The sequence below is a fragment of the Lactobacillus corticis genome (assembly GCF_018327645.1).
Taxonomy (GTDB): domain Bacteria; phylum Bacillota; class Bacilli; order Lactobacillales; family Lactobacillaceae; genus Lactobacillus; species Lactobacillus corticis.
The window spans coordinates 43,376-58,581 of the sequence record NZ_BMAY01000003.1 but is presented as its reverse complement, the minus strand read 5'-3'; the positions used below and the strand labels follow the sequence as shown (position 1 = coordinate 58,581).

18 protein-coding genes and 1 tRNA gene are annotated in these 15,206 nt (G+C 39.4%); 2 read left to right on the top strand and 17 right to left on the bottom strand.

The annotated features are described in order from the left end of the window. Positions 1 to 104: 104 nt before the first annotated feature. The 11 genes from KI210_RS02595 to KI210_RS02545 all read right to left on the bottom strand — a co-directional run bounded on the left by KI210_RS02595 (position 105) and on the right by KI210_RS02545 (position 11,294). A complete protein-coding gene (locus KI210_RS02595) occupies positions 105 to 605 on the bottom strand; it encodes a YbhB/YbcL family Raf kinase inhibitor-like protein (RefSeq protein WP_212780334.1) in 501 nt (166 codons plus the stop codon). A 53-nt stretch (positions 606 to 658) separates the two neighbouring features. Next, positions 659 to 1,831 carry a hypothetical protein gene (locus KI210_RS02590; protein WP_212780333.1) on the bottom strand — a complete coding sequence of 391 codons (1,173 nt, stop codon included), beginning with the start codon at positions 1,829 to 1,831 and terminating at the stop codon, positions 659 to 661. 3 nt (positions 1,832 to 1,834) lie between these two features. Further along, entirely contained in the window at positions 1,835 to 2,767 is a 933-nt protein-coding gene (locus tag KI210_RS02585; protein WP_212780332.1) for a hypothetical protein, read from the bottom strand. A 236-nt stretch (positions 2,768 to 3,003) separates the two neighbouring features. Beyond that, positions 3,004 to 3,615 (bottom strand): ATP-binding cassette domain-containing protein, encoded by a 612-nt coding sequence (locus KI210_RS02580; protein ID WP_212780331.1) that lies wholly within the window; start codon positions 3,613 to 3,615, stop codon positions 3,004 to 3,006. Between the two features lie 167 nt (positions 3,616 to 3,782). Further along, positions 3,783 to 4,700 (bottom strand): class II fructose-bisphosphate aldolase, encoded by a 918-nt coding sequence (locus KI210_RS02575; RefSeq protein ID WP_212780330.1) that lies wholly within the window; start codon positions 4,698 to 4,700, stop codon positions 3,783 to 3,785. 89 nt (positions 4,701 to 4,789) lie between these two features. Then, a complete protein-coding gene (gene argS, locus KI210_RS02570; RefSeq protein WP_212780329.1) occupies positions 4,790 to 6,475 on the bottom strand; it encodes an arginine--tRNA ligase in 1,686 nt (561 codons plus the stop codon). 256 nt (positions 6,476 to 6,731) lie between these two features. Then, positions 6,732 to 7,436 carry a hypothetical protein gene (locus tag KI210_RS02565; RefSeq protein WP_212780328.1) on the bottom strand — a complete coding sequence of 235 codons (705 nt, stop codon included), beginning with the start codon at positions 7,434 to 7,436 and terminating at the stop codon, positions 6,732 to 6,734. A gap of 89 nt (positions 7,437 to 7,525) precedes the next feature. Next, positions 7,526 to 8,065 carry a TetR/AcrR family transcriptional regulator gene (locus KI210_RS02560; protein ID WP_212780327.1) on the bottom strand — a complete coding sequence of 180 codons (540 nt, stop codon included), beginning with the start codon at positions 8,063 to 8,065 and terminating at the stop codon, positions 7,526 to 7,528. A gap of 46 nt (positions 8,066 to 8,111) precedes the next feature. Continuing rightward, on the bottom strand, positions 8,112 to 9,137 hold the full coding sequence (locus KI210_RS09050) for a L,D-transpeptidase (RefSeq protein ID WP_246487307.1): 1,026 nt from the start codon (positions 9,135 to 9,137) through the stop codon (positions 8,112 to 8,114). Positions 9,138 to 9,201: 64 nt separating this feature from the next. Next, positions 9,202 to 10,050 carry an NAD(P)H-hydrate dehydratase gene (locus KI210_RS02550; protein ID WP_212780326.1) on the bottom strand — a complete coding sequence of 283 codons (849 nt, stop codon included), beginning with the start codon at positions 10,048 to 10,050 and terminating at the stop codon, positions 9,202 to 9,204. Positions 10,051 to 10,052: 2 nt separating this feature from the next. Further along, on the bottom strand, positions 10,053 to 11,294 hold the full coding sequence (locus KI210_RS02545; protein WP_212780456.1) for a serine hydrolase: 1,242 nt from the start codon (positions 11,292 to 11,294) through the stop codon (positions 10,053 to 10,055). Between the two features lie 152 nt (positions 11,295 to 11,446). Between KI210_RS02545 and KI210_RS02540 the strand changes: the two genes are divergently transcribed. Beyond that, positions 11,447 to 11,530: transfer RNA gene (locus KI210_RS02540), tRNA-Leu, on the top strand. 446 nt (positions 11,531 to 11,976) lie between these two features. On the opposite strand, the gene KI210_RS02535 is transcribed toward KI210_RS02540, so the two are convergent. The 6 genes from KI210_RS02535 to KI210_RS02510 form a co-directional block, all read right to left on the bottom strand. After that, entirely contained in the window at positions 11,977 to 12,141 is a 165-nt protein-coding gene (locus KI210_RS02535) for a hypothetical protein (RefSeq protein WP_212780325.1), read from the bottom strand. 119 nt (positions 12,142 to 12,260) lie between these two features. Further along, positions 12,261 to 12,452: a hypothetical protein gene (locus KI210_RS02530; RefSeq protein ID WP_212780324.1), complete on the bottom strand. Its 192-nt coding sequence runs from the start codon at positions 12,450 to 12,452 to the stop codon at positions 12,261 to 12,263. Between the two features lie 93 nt (positions 12,453 to 12,545). Then, the gene (locus KI210_RS02525; protein ID WP_212780323.1) at positions 12,546 to 12,725 is read right to left on the bottom strand and encodes a hypothetical protein; all 180 of its coding nucleotides are present in this window, start codon (positions 12,723 to 12,725) and stop codon (positions 12,546 to 12,548) included. A gap of 73 nt (positions 12,726 to 12,798) precedes the next feature. After that, positions 12,799 to 13,035: a hypothetical protein gene (locus KI210_RS02520; protein ID WP_212780322.1), complete on the bottom strand. Its 237-nt coding sequence runs from the start codon at positions 13,033 to 13,035 to the stop codon at positions 12,799 to 12,801. Beyond that, positions 13,032 to 13,892, bottom strand: coding sequence for a minor capsid protein (locus tag KI210_RS09045; RefSeq protein WP_246487306.1), 861 nt, complete (start codon positions 13,890 to 13,892; stop codon positions 13,032 to 13,034). The genes KI210_RS02520 and KI210_RS09045 overlap by 4 nt, the downstream gene beginning before the upstream one ends. 101 nt (positions 13,893 to 13,993) lie before the next feature. Further along, positions 13,994 to 14,638 carry a nitroreductase family protein gene (locus tag KI210_RS02510; RefSeq protein ID WP_212780321.1) on the bottom strand — a complete coding sequence of 215 codons (645 nt, stop codon included), beginning with the start codon at positions 14,636 to 14,638 and terminating at the stop codon, positions 13,994 to 13,996. Positions 14,639 to 14,828: 190 nt separating this feature from the next. On the opposite strand from KI210_RS02510, the gene KI210_RS02505 reads away from it, so the two are divergent. Next, positions 14,829 to 15,113: a GNAT family N-acetyltransferase gene (locus KI210_RS02505; protein ID WP_308778552.1), complete on the top strand. Its 285-nt coding sequence runs from the start codon at positions 14,829 to 14,831 to the stop codon at positions 15,111 to 15,113. Positions 15,114 to 15,206: the final 93 nt, after the last annotated feature.

The following is a 15,206-nucleotide window of genomic DNA, read 5'->3' as shown; positions in this document are numbered from 1 at the left end:
TTTCAGCTATTAGTTCAGAAATTAGTTACGCATCCGCGCTCACTCCTTTAGACTTAATTAACAAATTGAGTTTACCGCGAATATTTGAATTGCGTCAAGTATTTTTATACCCTACTTGGAAGATCCACCTTTGCTTTGGCCATCACATGTCCCTTAGCAGCATGGAGGAATTCATTCAGCCAATAGCCGTTTTTCAGCGGTAAATCACCATCTAAAGCGTAGACTGTTAACGTATAAACATGATCCTTGTCAGGTGGCTGCGGTCCAACATAACCTTCAGTTATTTGCGGATCACCATTTACTAATCCTCCCGCATTGCTATTTTTGCCTTGGACAAATTCCCCGCGCATACTGCGACTGGCATCAGCCGGAAGAGTTGCAAACGTTGCCGGAATATTAGCTGCCAACCAGTGTATCCAGGTAAAACCACAAACTGGAGTTGAGTCAAAATCGATAAAGACTAAGGCAAAAGTCTTAGCATCAGTCGGGGCATCCTTAATTTCGATCGGAAAAGATCTTACTGGATGGCCAGCAAGCATCTCAGTACTATATTTGCCAAATTCATCAGGTAAATAGCCATCTTCTAGTGGTACATGTATTTCCATAACTTAGCCTTCTTTCTAGCTATAAGTTTATTATAGTCCTGAGGCAGCCTTAATTAGGCATGTTTGGTTCTAGTATTTTTCAGGTGATCAAGCACGACGACAACTATCAGGAGAACGATTAGGCAAATCCCCAAGACCTGCACACCAGTGTTGAAATTCAGTTGGGGATTCTTAATGGTTTTCCCAAATGCTCCCGTCACCGTGAGCGTTGAGAATAAGTACGTTGTGGGCAACCACTGGGCCCAAGGTTTCATTGGCGTTACTACAAAGGGAAGGATCGGCAAAGCTACTGTAAACAGCAAACTGGTAAATAAAGCGGACATCTTGTTTTTCAGCCAGTAAGTAATTAATTGTACGCCCAAAGTAAGGTTGATTAAGAACAGCAGCTGCAGGATCAATGATTTCATGATCACCGTGGCAGCCGGAATAAATTTAATTTGACTCTGAGAATTATTGCCATAGGTCCGGATTGGATAAGTTAAAGTGCCAATCCCAGAAGCGCTACTGGCTACGAAGAAAATCACCAAATAAATTAAGGCAAGCAGGAAAATGCTGATAAATAAACCTGAAACCACTTGGGAAAGGTTTGCTCCTAATTTATTTTCCGCTGGAAATAAGCTCTCCAGGTCGATTTGGTCTTTGAAACGCTGACTGAAACTTTCAACCAGAATAAAGGTGATAATAAAAATTACTAGGACAGGCAAAAAGAACGAGGTAAGGTCAATCATAAAAGTCCAGGCATGCGTGGGAAAATCCTCACCCTCATCTGCTAGTTGATGAGAAAGCAAATATTGATAGTACTGCTGTTTAGCTTGATCTTCAGTAATTAAATAAGCATTACCTTGGGGATTTTTAGTCGCTATTTTGGTGTCGGACTTTAAAGATTTAATTTCAAACTTGTAAGCTTCAGAATACTTGCCCTTTTTCACTTCTTGCAAGAGTTGCTCGATCTTAGCTAGCTTTTGCTGGTCTTGAATTATGGCTTTTTTATAAGCTTTAGCATCCTTTTGGCTAGTTTTTTCCTGTTTTAAAAACCGTTGCTCTTGCTTGATGCTTTTGACTAATTCGCTGCGATCATTTTTCAAATCAGCTGAAATTGATCGAGTGTCCGTCGTATTACTATTTTCATAAAAGACACAAAGTACAACTACCAGCACAAAGCAAACCAATCCCCAGGTCAGTTTGCTCTTCATTGCCCGTTTAAAATAAAAACTTATGTAGCTCATTTTTTACTCTCTACCAATATTTCCCATCTTATCAAGCACAAAAGCGAAAACTAATAACACAAGGGCAACCACGCTCAACATCAAGACGCCATGGTTAAAGGTTAACTGGGCATTATTTAGTTGGCTTCCAAAATTTCCCGTGACCGTTAATGTAGAAAATAAATAAGTTGTCGGTAACCACTGTGCCCAAGATGCCATTGGAACAATTAAGAAGGGTAAAATCGGCAGCGCAACTGTAATTAATAAGCTAGTAAAAAGAGCAGCGAAGTTGTTTTTCAGCAAACGCACGATCAATTGCACTCCTTGGGTAAGGCTGATCAAAAATAGCAATTGTAGAATTAGCGACTTCGCGAGCACGGTACCAGCAGCAACATATTGACTCCGACTAGCATGATTATTGACATAAGTTCGAATTGGATAGTCAAAGCTGCCAAAACTGCCGGTTACACCCGTGATCAAGATAATGACCAGGTAAAATCCCGCTAGTAGCGCGAATGTTAAAACTAATCCCGCTAATAGTTGTGAAATATTGGCCCCAAACCTACTTACCGCAGGAAACATCCCCTCAATATCAATACGCTCCTTGAAACGCCGACTGAAATTTTCAACTAGGATAAAGGTAAGCGTGAAGCTTAAGATAATTGGCAAAATATACTGGGAAAAGTCAATCAAAAATGTCCATGATTGAACTGGTGAATCTTCACCTTGATCGGCTAAATTATGTTGCATTAAATACCTATAATATATGATTTTGGCTTTTCCGGAAATAATTATATCCGCATTAGCTTTTTCATCCTGTTTTGCTTCCTGCATATCATTTTTCAAGGATTTAATTTCATATTGATATGGCTTAGTATAATTCTGGTCTTTCAGGTCCCGCAAAAGCGACCTGACCTCTTTTTCCTGCTTTTGACTCTCGCGCAGTTCTGCTGTCAATCTTCGCGCTTTTTCACTGCCTTTTTTTGCGGACCGTAGGGATTGCTTATCAACATAAATAGTCTTGAACAAACTTTTTTGCTGATACTGTAATTGACTTTGCAACGAATTTTGATCTCCCTCATTACTGTTTTGGTACAAGCTATAAAATGAAATAAGCAATACAAAAAAGAACAAGCCCCAGGTCAATCTGCTTTTAAAAGCTCGTTTAAGATAAAAAATAATATACCCCATTTTTACTCCTCAATAATTTGCTTATTCTCAAGCTTCAATGAAACATCAGCAATTTGGCTTAAATCTTCTTTGTAGTGAGAGGTAATTATTATTGTCTTGCCTTGTGCTTTAAATTTTCGAATTTTATCAAATAAAATTTTTCTTGAGGCTTCATCCAGTCCATTACTTATCTCATCCATCAAAAGATATTTGGCATCGCTAATTTCGTACAAGCCAATTAAGGTTTTCTGCTTCATGCCCAAAGAATAAGTTCCAATTGGTTTGTTTGCGTAGCTTTGCATCTCCCAGTCAGAAATGACCTGCTCGATATTTTGCTTAGAGTTCCACTGGCCGGCGATTAATTTAAAGTAGTCTCTAGCGGAAACCTCTTTGGAAAACCATTCAGAGCTTTCCCAGAAAAAAAGTTGATCGCGGCATTTGACCAATGGCTTTCCGTCAAAAGATATTTTCCCACTTTTCACTTTTCTTAATGATGCGATGCTTCTCAATAAGGTCGTCTTTCCCCCACCATTGACTGCTCGTAAAGAATATACTTTTCCATCTTCAAATGTATAAGTAAAATTCTGCAAGAGCGTTTCTGCTGTAGCTAGCGATAGATTCTCAATTTTTAACAAATTTTCTTCCCCTTAAATAACATTTAGCTCCATAAAAGTTCACAATTACTGATTATATATATGCTGATTAAAAAATCAACTGACGATTGATTTTAGCTTCATGGCGTAATGTAAGGCAACAAAAAAAGCAACCGCCTGAGCGATTGCTTTTATAAGTTAATCAGAAATTATTCTTCGTTCAATGAAGATCTGTCAAAGGCAGCTGACTTAACTTGGTTGTCGATTGAAGGAGTACCCATCCATGAGATCATTTCCTTCATAGCGTCAGTGATTGCTTCAGTACCTGGGAGCAACAACTTACGTGGGTCGTAACCCTTGTGGTCCTTGTCTTGGTCTGAACCAGCTTCGATGTACTTACGAGTAGCACCTTGGAATGCCAATTGGAATTCAGTGTTGATGTTGATCTTAGCAATACCTAAGCTGATTGCCTTTTCAACTTGTTCACGAGGAATACCTGAACCACCGTGAAGTACAAGTGGAGTTTCAGGAACAGCTTCAGCAATTTCTTGCAAACGTTGGAAGTTCAAGCCAGTCCAACCTGCTGGGTAAACACCGTGGATGTTGCCGATACCACAAGCAAGCTTGTCAACACCAGCAGCAACGAAAGTCTTAGCGTCTTCAACAGAAGCTAATTCGCCGCCTTCAGCACCTTGGTTTTCACCGATCTTACCAATTTCAGCTTCAACTGAAATACCGCGTTCGTGAGCCATCTTGATGATTTCCTTAGTCTTAGCTAAGTTTTCTTCAGTTGGCAACTTGTGGCCGTCGAACATAACACTTGAGTAACCAAGCTTGATACATTCAACAGCTGAGTCGTAGTCACCGTGGTCCAAGTTAAGGATAACTGGTACTGAAATGTTCATTGAGTCCATCATGTCAGATACCAAGTCCTTAACCAACTTGTAGCCGCCCATGTACTTAGCAGCACCAGTTGAAACTTGAATCAAAAGTGGAGTTCTGGTTTCTTCAGCACCTTGCAAAAGAGCCTTAGTCCATTCCAAGTTGTTAGTGTTGTAAGCACCTACAGCGTAGTGGTTACGACGAGCTTGCTTGAAGATTTCATTACCATTGTCAAAATAAGCCATTCAAAAATACCTCCTAAAAAACTTACAGTCTTATTGTACCCTTTAGTGATCTATTCCACAATATTTGCGCCTCATGTAAGCGCTTTGTTCTACATTTCTTTAGGTGCATTGACTCCTAATAACCGCAGAGCTTCAGTTAACACAGTTGATACAGCTTCAACTAATGCCAGCCGCGCAGGCAATTGTTCATCATCCGTTAAAATTTTCACGTTTGCGTAGTATTTATTGAACTTCTTAGCCAATGCCAAAGAGTATTTAGCAACTACTGAAGGTTCAAACTTCTCTTCAGCACGGGCAATAATGCGTGGGAAGTCAGCCAAATCCTTAGCTGTTTGGAAAGCCCATTCGTCGTCTAAGTTAATGTCAGCTAGTGATGCTTCTTTACCCAGTGCTTTAGCCTTGCGCAAAACAGATTGGGCACGAGCATTAGTATATTGCACGTATGGACCCGTGTCACCTTCAAAGCGCACAACTTCTTCCAAGTCAAAGTCGAAGTTGTCAAGTCGGTCGTTCTTCAAGTCATGGAAAATAACCGCACCGACACCAACGTCATGAGCAACTTCATCCTTATTTGCCAAGCTAGGATTCTTAGCATCGATTTGGGCCCGCGCTAATTTTACGGCGTCCTTCAAAACTTGGTCTAAGAAAACAACATTACCTTTACGAGTCGATAATTTCTTGCCGTTTTGGGTAATCAAGCCAAATGGTACGTGGTAAATGTCATCTGACCAGTCATAACCCATCTTCTTTAAAACAGCCTTCAATTGCTTAAAGTGTTCAGTTTGTTCATTACCAACCACATAAAGCATTTTAACGAAGTTGTATTCCTTCATCCGCCATTCAGCTGCGGCCAAATCCCGCGTCAGGTAAATACTGGTACCATCACTCTTCAAGATCATTGCCGGATTTTCATCTTGGCCAAGTTCAACCACTTGAGCTCCGCGTGATTCAACCAGCAAATTCTTATCCTTCAATTCTTCAACAACAGCATCCATCTTGTCATTGTAGAAAGCTTCACCATTGTAAGAATCAAATTCTACGCCTAATTCTTGGTAAATCCGCTTGAATTCTTTCAAAGAAACTTCTCTGAACCATTGCCATAGTTCAACAGCTTCTTGATCGCCGTCTTCAAGCTTCTTAAACCAAGCACGTCCTTCATCTTCTAATTCAGGATGGTCTTCAGCTTCTTGGTGGAATTTAACGTAGTATTGGAACAAGTAATGAATTGGATCGCGCTTAACATCAGCTTCATTACCCCATTTCTTGTACGCGGTGATCAGCTTGCCAAATTGGGTACCATAGTCGCCTAGGTAATTGATTTTAACTGGCGTGTAGCCAACTTTTTCAAAAATTTTAGCAATCGAGTTGCCGATTACCGTTGAACGCAAGTGACCCATTGACATTGGCTTGGCAATGTTAGGACTAGACATGTCGATCGGCACGTTCCCCTTGCCCAATTCTTGATCACCATAGTGTTGCCCTTGCTTCAAAACTGCTTGCAAAGTTTGCGCAATTAATAAATTGTGATCAATTGTAAAGTTGACATATGGACCAACTGCAACAATTTTGGCAAAAGCCTCATCACTAATGCTTTCTGCAATTTCTCCCGCAATTGCTGCCGGGTTCTTCTTAAACTGTTTTGCTAAAACAAAGCAAGGAAAGGCATAATCACCCATCTTAGCGTTTTTTGGTCGTTCAATCAGACCAAACACTTGATCTGCTGGTAAGTTGGTTTGAGCCACAATCAAATCAGCTGCTTTTTGTTTAAAATCCATGCTGCTCCCTTTCATCGACAAAAAAAGTCTCTTTCCCAAAAGTAAAGAAAGAGACGAGTATTTTTACCCGCGGTACCACTCTAATTGATGATGTCATCCGCTTTAATTATTTACTTGCTTAATGGTCAGCCACGCCTTCACTAATCTTTTGGCCTGCCTCACACTCTGTACAGACTCGCTGTCGCAAAAAAATTAGTTACTACTGCTGAGCTACGTACAAGATTATATACGGTAAAGGGAAAAAGTACAAGCAAAATTAAGCTTTTGCGGCTGCCTTTTTACCTATATCAAGTCCCGACCGTTTATACAGCCAAGTACAAATGAGGGCTGGAAGCAAGAAGCCGAGCAAAATCAAACTTCCATGGCCAATCGTTGCGTACGGTTCAGGCCAGGTAGCAACGATCTTCATTGGTGACAGCCATGGGGAAAGACTAATCGTTAGCAGTCCAATCAATGCCAGCTGCCAAGTGATCTTTTCTCCCCGATCGCGATGAACCCGGTAGGCATAGATCAGCATCCCGACAGTAAAGGCTGCTTCAACTACCCAAGCCCAAGCATGGTAGGTGCCCCACATGCCCATTCCCCAGTGACCTTTTGAGAACGGATACCAGGCCATATCATGATTATGCAGAGGCAGGTCACAGACAAAGTGGAGAAAAGCAGTTATGGCCGCGACCCAGCCAATCTTTTTATTTTTTTTGTAAATATAATAGCAAATCAACCCCCATAGCCAGCTCCAAAAGAGCGCAGCTAAGAATGAGTGATCCCAATCAATAAAAGTCAAATTGAAAAACAAGTATGGTGAAGCTTTTAAATTAGGCGTAACTTTGTCAAACCCCGCTAAAATAAAAGCACCATCAAGGATATCCAACACTCCGGTGCCCAAAAAGATCGGTGCGGCCGGCACGTCTGGATTTTTAGCTTTGATTACTGTAGCAACGGCAAAATGTCCAAAATACATTGAAATTACTTCCTCCTGTAAATTTATAAATGTATTTTAGTAGAACAATCTTACCTTTAACACTACACAAAAGCTAAATGTGTTCAGTCTTAAATGGTTTTTCGCAAAAAACCCATTATTTGAATAACTACGGTTTCAAAGGACTGGGGATTGACTTTTTCCGGCTCCTTTAACCAATATTCATATCCGCCAATCACTCCTGAAGCAGCAAAAGCGGCAATCAAGTTGAAATTAGCTGAATGACTTTTATCTGCATACCTTTTACGAAAGTGCAATTCAATAGCATTTTTCCATTTATCAATAAAGCTATTATTTGGCTGTAGAAGTAAAAAAGCAGTGAAAAATCTCTGTTCTTTTTGAATATATTCAAATACTTTTTCAAAAAATGGCGCCAGCTCCATGTGGTAGATATCACCTTCGCTCATTTCTTGAGCACAATTTTTGATTGAATCGATCAGATAGTTTTCAATATCATCTTTCAACTCATCGAGGTTTTGGTAATAACTGTAAAAAGTTGTACGTGCAACTGGAACACGGTTGCATAACTCTTTTATAGTAATTTTATAGCTAGGCTTTTCCTCGTATAAATCAATATATGTTTCCCAAATTGCGCGTTTTGTTGTGGTCATTTTTGCTCCTATAAAAAGAGGTTGGACAAGTCCAACCTCAATAGTATTATCTATTTCTAATGTAAACCGGTGTTCCAGTTGGCAAATGCTTGTAGAACCAGTAGGCATCTTTAACCGTCAACCGAATGCAGCCATGTGAAGCTGGCATCTTGCCCAACTTGCGGGCTTCAGTCATATTAAAGGTGTTAGACCAATAATAAGTAGTAGTTGAGTGGAAGAGATAGACGCCGTGGCCCTTCCATGAAACGTAGTACTTAGCATAATCGAACCGACTGCCGCGTTCACGTTGTACCCGATAGTTGCCAGTAGGCGTTAAACTCTTACCATTGACAAACCGGCCAGCAGACGAGTACATCGTGTAGATAACTTTTTTGCCTGACCGCACATAAACCCGATTGCCTAACAGTGACACCCGAATGTTTAAATGCTTAACCTTGCGCAAATTTGGATACTTCTTCTTTTCAGAATACTTGTTCCAATAGTTTGACCGCCGCATATCTCTAGGGTCAGCGTAAGGTTGGTACTTTGTCTTGTGACGTTTTACAGTCTTTTTTGATTTTTTGCTAGTTTTCTTTGACTTCTTACTGGTCTTTTTACTAGTCTTTTTGCTGCTTTTCTTTGACTTTTTACTGGTCTTTTTAGTAGCCTTCTTGCTGCTCTTCTTTGACTTTTTACTGGTCTTTTTAGTAGCCTTCTTGCTGCTCTTCTTTGACTTTTTACTGGTCTTTTTAGTAGCCTTTTTGCTAGTCTTCTTGCTAGTTTTCTTCGACTTTTTCGACTTCTTTACAACCTTTTTCTTGGTGGTCTTCTTAGTCTTTTTAGTCTTAGACTTGTTATCAGTCTTCTTGGAACTGCTGCTGGCAGCTGAACTAGTTGAACTAGAACTTGTCGAGCTTGAAGAAACAGCGCTGCTTGAAGAAACGTCGCTGCTTGTTGCATCAGTGTTCGTTGTTACGCTGCTAGAATTCACTGATTGCGTCGCTTGATTATCTTCCGCAGCTTTAACTTGTACTCCACTACCAATCAGCAGTATTAGTGCTGCCAAAAAACCTGCAAAATTTTTTCGCTTCATTTTTTTGTCCCCTCTTTTTCTGTAACAAGAGTGTAACATAAATCGGCGATTTTTTACAAAGAAATTACAGCTTTTCTGCTACTTTTTTCATGAGCCTAGGCAATAAGGCAGAAATTTGCGTTGGTCTGACGACATAATGATCCTGACCAATCAAATCGCCAGCCCAGGAATGGATATAAACTGCTGCCAAAACGCTGTTTACTTTTCCACCGAATTGCGCGCAAAAGCCACCAATTATACCGGCCAGAGTATCGCCCGTGCCTCCGGTTGCCATCCCCGGATTGCCTAAAGGGTTGGTATAAATATTGCCATCAGTATCAAATACCTTGGTATGATTGGATTTCAAAACCAAAACCCCTTTGCTGCCAGGTACTAGCGCCCTTAATGCAGCCAGATTGGCACTGTCTGTCTGGAAAGGAATTCGCAGCTGACTTAATCGCTGCCATTCCATTTGATGGGGTGTCATAATAATCAACTTGGACCTGGTTGGCATTAATTCTTTATTTTTGGCAATAAGGTCAAGCGCACTGGCATCTAAAATCACGGTTTGCTCGCCCGTTAAATTTACCTTTAACAGCTGCAATAGCTTAATTGCTTGGTCGCTCTGACCTAATCCAGGACCGCACACAATGACATCAACCTGACCGATCATGGCCCCTAAATTCCGATCGCGCCAGTCAATAAACATGGCTTCAGGCAAGCGCGCATGCAAGGCACCTAAATTAATTGAGTGCGTTGCTACGCAAACCAACCCACTGCCACTATTAATGGCTGCTTCAGCGGCCATGATAATTGCGCCGCCATATTGATCAGATCCGCCAATCAGCAATACCCTGCCATAGTCGCCTTTGTGAGTATCGCTTTGGCGCGGATGAATAACTGAACTTAAGAGTTCTGGACTTATCTCAGGCATGATTATTTACCAAAAATTGTCCGCCAAATTTTCACGAAGAAATTGACTTCGTTATCATTTTGGAGGGAGGCGACTTTAACCTTCATTCCATTTGGCGAATTTAGTGAAATCAGCTTGGTTGAACCTGACTTAAAGTTAGCGGTTGTCACAGTCTTGCCCTTAGTTAATGGAGCGTTAACCGTTTTTCTAGTCAAACTAGCTGACAAAGATTTACCGTCGACAGGATCCCATAGCGTAGTTGTTTGCTTTACTCCAACATTGGCAGTCGTGTCTTCACCATACGGAACTTTGACGGTCATCAACTTGGAATTAGCGGTCAAATTAACTGACTTATAATTTGCATAAATCCAGGTTAAGAGCTTGTCGGTTTGTTTAAATCTTGAAGCATCAGAAGCACTCTTATGTTGTGCTCCCATCACGACCGTAATAATTCGACCACCATTTTTCTTAACCGTACCGATAAAACAAGCACCGGCAGCATCGGTGGTTCCAGTCTTCAAACCATCAACTGGATATCTACTGTCATATGACGACAGTCCCTTCAACATCCAGTTAAAATTGGTCATTTGAGTCTTGGTAGAGCCATCAACAAAGGTCTTTTTAGCAATTTTAGTGGTATTTAGGACTTCAGGGTAATCGTCAATTAAATGCATCCCAATAATTGCCATATCCTTAGCTGACAGGTGGTTTTCGGCATTTTTAGCAGCACCCGGATAGGCATCAGTACCTAAATAACTGTTAGGCAGCCCATTTACATTGTAAATTTCCGCATCAGTGATGCCCCACTTTTTAACTAAGGCCCGCATCTTCTTAACAAAGGTAACTTGATTGCCGCTAATTGCTTTTGCCAGCATCATCGCTGCGCCATTAGCGGATTCAATTAAAGTGGCTTCATACAATTGTTTAACCGTGTATGAATGGCCTGAATACAAGGGAACATTCGAATATTCCGAATTATTAGCCACCTTCACAATTTGGCTGGTTGGCTTAACTTTGGTTGACCAAGAGATCTTTCCTTGTTTAATGGCTTGCAAGGTTAAATATACAGTGATTAGCTTAGTCATCGAAGCAATTGGTAAAGCCTTATTGGCATTTTTGGCATATAGAACTTGGCCAGTCGAAGCATCGATCGCTAAGGCCGATTTTACGTTTAAACTTAAATCAGATGATTTATAGTTACTAATACTAGTCTCGTTTGCCGAGGCAGCTTGTACGCCCGATAGGGGTGCAACGGTGGCCAGCATCAAAAAGGCAAGTAAACTAACTAGTAATTTCTTTATTTTTGACAATTCTGCTATTCCTCTCTATAATCCAAAAAAATTCATTTCATGGGTTCCATTTTACCAAATTTTTGTTATTATAGATGATGTACTTGTAATAGATTTGTTTAAGATTTGCCCGCTTGGCGGAATTGGCAGACGCGCAGCGTTCAGGTCGCTGTTCTGGCAACAGAGTGAAGGTTCGAATCCTTTAGCGGGCATAAAGATGTTTTTTCCACAATTCAATAAGTTCAAAAGCGTTGATATATCAACGTTTTTATTTTTGTCAAAATGCTAAAAAAGTATTTAAAACAAATTTTGCGGAAAAAGTGCGGAAAAAATAATTCAAGTCTTGGTTTCTAAGTCTGGTATCGTTCGTGGATACTAGTAAAAGCACCTAAGAAGCGTTTTGAGCAAATTTGCTCTTTGTTAGGGGGAGTAAACCACCATAATTTCTTTTTCAAGGTCGACTCCTTCTTAGATTTAGCTAACCCCTTAGCGAGATGCTTCCATCCCCACCTTTGTAGTGTTAACTACGCTTCTATCCAAATTATCACCGCTGACCCATCAAGCTGTATAAGTAAGCCATGGATAGGTGTTGATTTTCATGTTAGGGATGCCCTTGGTTTAAAGAATTTTAAGAAGCTTATAAGCTAGCACAAAATAATCATCTCTTTCCATTGTCTCTATCCTCCCAGAATTTACGACTTTTAGCCATATCTTGTTCTCTCTTTTTTCGAGCTTTTTCGAATACTTCGGGTGGTATTTTTGAAATTAGCTCATGTAAGTTTTCAAGAGTGATAGGTATTCGTTCATCCTTCTTTTCTTTCATCTTCAACCACCTCAATGAATTGTCTGCCATCTTTTTCATACATATCAGTTACTATGAACTTCGTATGTCTATTGAACAATACGTCATTTTCACCATCAAGAGTATAGTTTCTTAAATTCCTACCTGAATGGCCTTTTAATGACAATTCTAATACGCTCTTCTAAGTGAGCGCATTGATTGGATGATTCGTTTTCTTTAGTAATTTCATCATTACCGGTCTTTGCTTTATTGATATCTTCACCATTGATATTCATAACGGCTCTGATCTGATCTTCATCAAGTCCAAGTTCTTTTAGTTGATCTCGTTTCATAATGTTTACCTATCCTTTCACACGTTTTTACGAGTTCGCCTCTCACAAGGCATAAAAAATAAGCAGTTTTACGACTTACTTGGGTCAAAACTATTAAATTAGGTGAAACATGAAATGAGCACAAATCCACACAATTACTACAGGTATGCCAATAGCCATTGCTAGTCTTAATATAATTGCTAATATGACTAAAATCCCTGCTAAGACGGTATCAATCCTATATTTCCACCTAAGCTTTCTAAGTGTCTTTTCAAGGTCTTGTTCTTTCTTCATATTTCACCTCATAAAAAAGAGAACCGCATTTAAACGATTCTCTTTAGTATCATATTAATTTATTGTAACTATTCTAGCCTCTACCATAAGCAAAACTCATTTCATTAGGATTTTTTTGAGTGTTACTTACAATAAATTTTTCAACAAAGCCTTTTGGATATATATACTTCAAAGAGTCTTTAAAGCCATCTATTTTTACATTCCAAGTTTTCTTGTCGATAGTAGCAGTAGCAGTTTCAACATCAGATTCCAGCTTTAACCTTCTTTGTTTAGCATTATCATCAATAACTTTACAATATAAAAACATCATGACTTGTTTCGCCTCTTTCTATATTCTAATAAAGCCTTTTGGTAATTATATGTTTCATTAGCTTTCCTATGAGCGTCTTCATAAAACATCCCTAAATCATCCATATAATGAGCTTCTAACGCTTCATGTTTTAACATGATTATATCATGTTCTAGCGTCTCATTCAGTAATAATCTTTGCAAGCTTTGAGCCATATCATAATCAGGATAAAAATGTTGGATCTTTCTCCCACCATTTATTGCCCTTAAAGAATATTTACTATCTAAAATATGTCCCAATGCAGAACTAACTACTAAGGTACTCAACTTAGTACTTTTAACAATCTTATTAGTAATATTATCTCTATCGGAATTTCTCAATTCTTGATAATATCTTTTAGCATGTTCATCCATCCTTATTCTACCGTTCGGCATTGATTCATTTAAAGCCCCACTTGGTAGTGCTCTAAACAATTTCATACTTAATTGAGGTAGATTTTGCATTTTCTTCCACTCACTGAAAGATAAAGAGTTAGAGTTTTGACTTGAATCCTTATTTTTCATCCAATGGCCTTTACCATCTTTACCCCTATACCATCTACTTTGAACATCTGGTAAATCTTTTATGTAAGGCACCGTAGTACACCTACAGTAGGGATGAATCAACGGATAATTAAGCCCTTCAACCTTATCTTTGACATAAAAAATACGCTCATCTAAGTGAGCGCATTGATCACATGTATGACTTTCTAACGTTGCTAGGTATTGATACTGCTCTATGTCGGAATCTTTGTAAAACTGTGCTGTAGCTTGTTCTGCTGCATGTCCCATTTCAGTGATAACCAGCCTATGAAGCTGCTTATTAGCAATATCATTCATACGCTGCCGCATCATGGTTTCAACTTTGCGATATTAATAGCCCAGTGGTGTTGCTCTTTGTGGTCATAAAAAAAGATGAGCCTATTGCTCACCTTCTATCACTATTGAAAATCAACTAAGTCACCGATCGGATATCTGGTAGTAGTTATTTCCTTTTCAGCTGCCTCATTGTGTTTTCCTATGGCAATTGCCATCACTGGAATGTATTGCTGTGGATCAAGTCCTGCAGTAATTGCAGCATGTTTGGCATCATAACCAGCCATAGCATTGGTATCATAGCCATGTTCCCGAGCAACTAGCATAAATTGCATTGCTGCTAAAGAAGTGTCAACCATTGCATCGGCTACAAGCATCGTCCGATCTGCTTTTTCGTACAGTGGCATAAAAGTACTTAGAGCTGCTTCCATAGCTTCCTTTGTAACTTTTTGATCATTGTACATGCTATGCCACAACTCACTATATTTTTTATAAGCCAAAGTATTGCCAAAGAATAGAACAATAGCCGAGCTATCATCAATTTGAGGGTAATTAAACTTCATGAAGTATTGACGGAGTTTAGCCCTTCCTTCTGAGCTATCTACTACCACAAATTTCCAGGCCTGTAAGTTGCAAGCTGAAGGAGCAGTAATACTTTCATTGAGCATTTCTAGCATTTCTTCGTGACTAATTTTTATCTTTGGATCAAAGCGTCTGACGGAATGCCGATTAACTAAGATATCATGGAAATCATTATTTACAATAGACATAATTAGCCTCCTATAATTGTTACCGCTTACACACTCTATTATATTTTATAGTGAGTCTTTTTGATATCTGTCGCTTCAAATATTTTTATACTTTTTGGGGGAGTTAAGCTCACTTGTCTCTTAGATTGAGAACACACCTCCGGGAGGCCAGGCGCTGGACCTGAAATGATAAAATATAGGAAAAGAAAGGATGAGAAGAATGGAATTTCATTTTGAAAATAATCAATTGCAGTTATTGTATGGTGAAAAAATCGCTGGCTATATTCAGCTGGCCGATTTACCAAAAGATGAAGGAAAGGTAATTTTAAAGACTTTTGTTGACCAAGACTTTCGGGGAGAAGGTTTAGCAGGAGATTTAATGGATCAGCTTTTACAATTAGCGGAAAAGAATAATTGGAAGTTAAAGAGCCAATGTTCTTATGCGACACATTATTTTGAAAATCATCCCGAGTATGAAAACTATCTTATTTATTAGGAAACTTCTAAAAAATGCGCAGCTCACTAAGATGTGAACTACGCATTTTTTGTTATAACTTATTTTTTAGTTTTGTCCTTCTTACGTCTAAAG

What these genes read in the sequence shown, in the direction of transcription:
- KI210_RS02530 (WP_212780324.1), bottom strand. Translation starts at nt 12,452, where the DNA reads ATGAAACGAGATCAACTAAAAGAACTTGGACTTGATGAAGATCAGATC.
- KI210_RS02520 (WP_212780322.1), bottom strand. Translation starts at nt 13,035, where the DNA reads ATGATGTTTTTATATTGTAAAGTTATTGATGATAATGCTAAACAAAGA.
- KI210_RS02575 (WP_212780330.1), bottom strand. Translation starts at nt 4,700, where the DNA reads ATGGCTTATTTTGACAATGGTAATGAAATCTTCAAGCAAGCTCGTCGT.
- KI210_RS02525 (WP_212780323.1), bottom strand. Translation starts at nt 12,725, where the DNA reads ATGAAGAAAGAACAAGACCTTGAAAAGACACTTAGAAAGCTTAGGTGG.
- KI210_RS09050 (WP_246487307.1), bottom strand. Translation starts at nt 9,137, where the DNA reads ATGAAGCGAAAAAATTTTGCAGGTTTTTTGGCAGCACTAATACTGCTG.
- KI210_RS02505 (WP_308778552.1), top strand. Translation starts at nt 14,829, where the DNA reads ATGAGAAGAATGGAATTTCATTTTGAAAATAATCAATTGCAGTTATTG.
- KI210_RS02545 (WP_212780456.1), bottom strand. Translation starts at nt 11,294, where the DNA reads ATGCTGGCCACCGTTGCACCCCTATCGGGCGTACAAGCTGCCTCGGCA.
- KI210_RS02560 (WP_212780327.1), bottom strand. Translation starts at nt 8,065, where the DNA reads ATGACCACAACAAAACGCGCAATTTGGGAAACATATATTGATTTATAC.
- KI210_RS09045 (WP_246487306.1), bottom strand. Translation starts at nt 13,892, where the DNA reads ATGAATGATATTGCTAATAAGCAGCTTCATAGGCTGGTTATCACTGAA.
- KI210_RS02595 (WP_212780334.1), bottom strand. Translation starts at nt 605, where the DNA reads ATGGAAATACATGTACCACTAGAAGATGGCTATTTACCTGATGAATTT.
- argS (WP_212780329.1), bottom strand. Translation starts at nt 6,475, where the DNA reads ATGGATTTTAAACAAAAAGCAGCTGATTTGATTGTGGCTCAAACCAAC.
- KI210_RS02565 (WP_212780328.1), bottom strand. Translation starts at nt 7,436, where the DNA reads ATGTATTTTGGACATTTTGCCGTTGCTACAGTAATCAAAGCTAAAAAT.
- KI210_RS02590 (WP_212780333.1), bottom strand. Translation starts at nt 1,831, where the DNA reads ATGAGCTACATAAGTTTTTATTTTAAACGGGCAATGAAGAGCAAACTG.
- KI210_RS02510 (WP_212780321.1), bottom strand. Translation starts at nt 14,638, where the DNA reads ATGTCTATTGTAAATAATGATTTCCATGATATCTTAGTTAATCGGCAT.
- KI210_RS02535 (WP_212780325.1), bottom strand. Translation starts at nt 12,141, where the DNA reads ATGAAAGAAAAGAAGGATGAACGAATACCTATCACTCTTGAAAACTTA.
- KI210_RS02550 (WP_212780326.1), bottom strand. Translation starts at nt 10,050, where the DNA reads ATGCCTGAGATAAGTCCAGAACTCTTAAGTTCAGTTATTCATCCGCGC.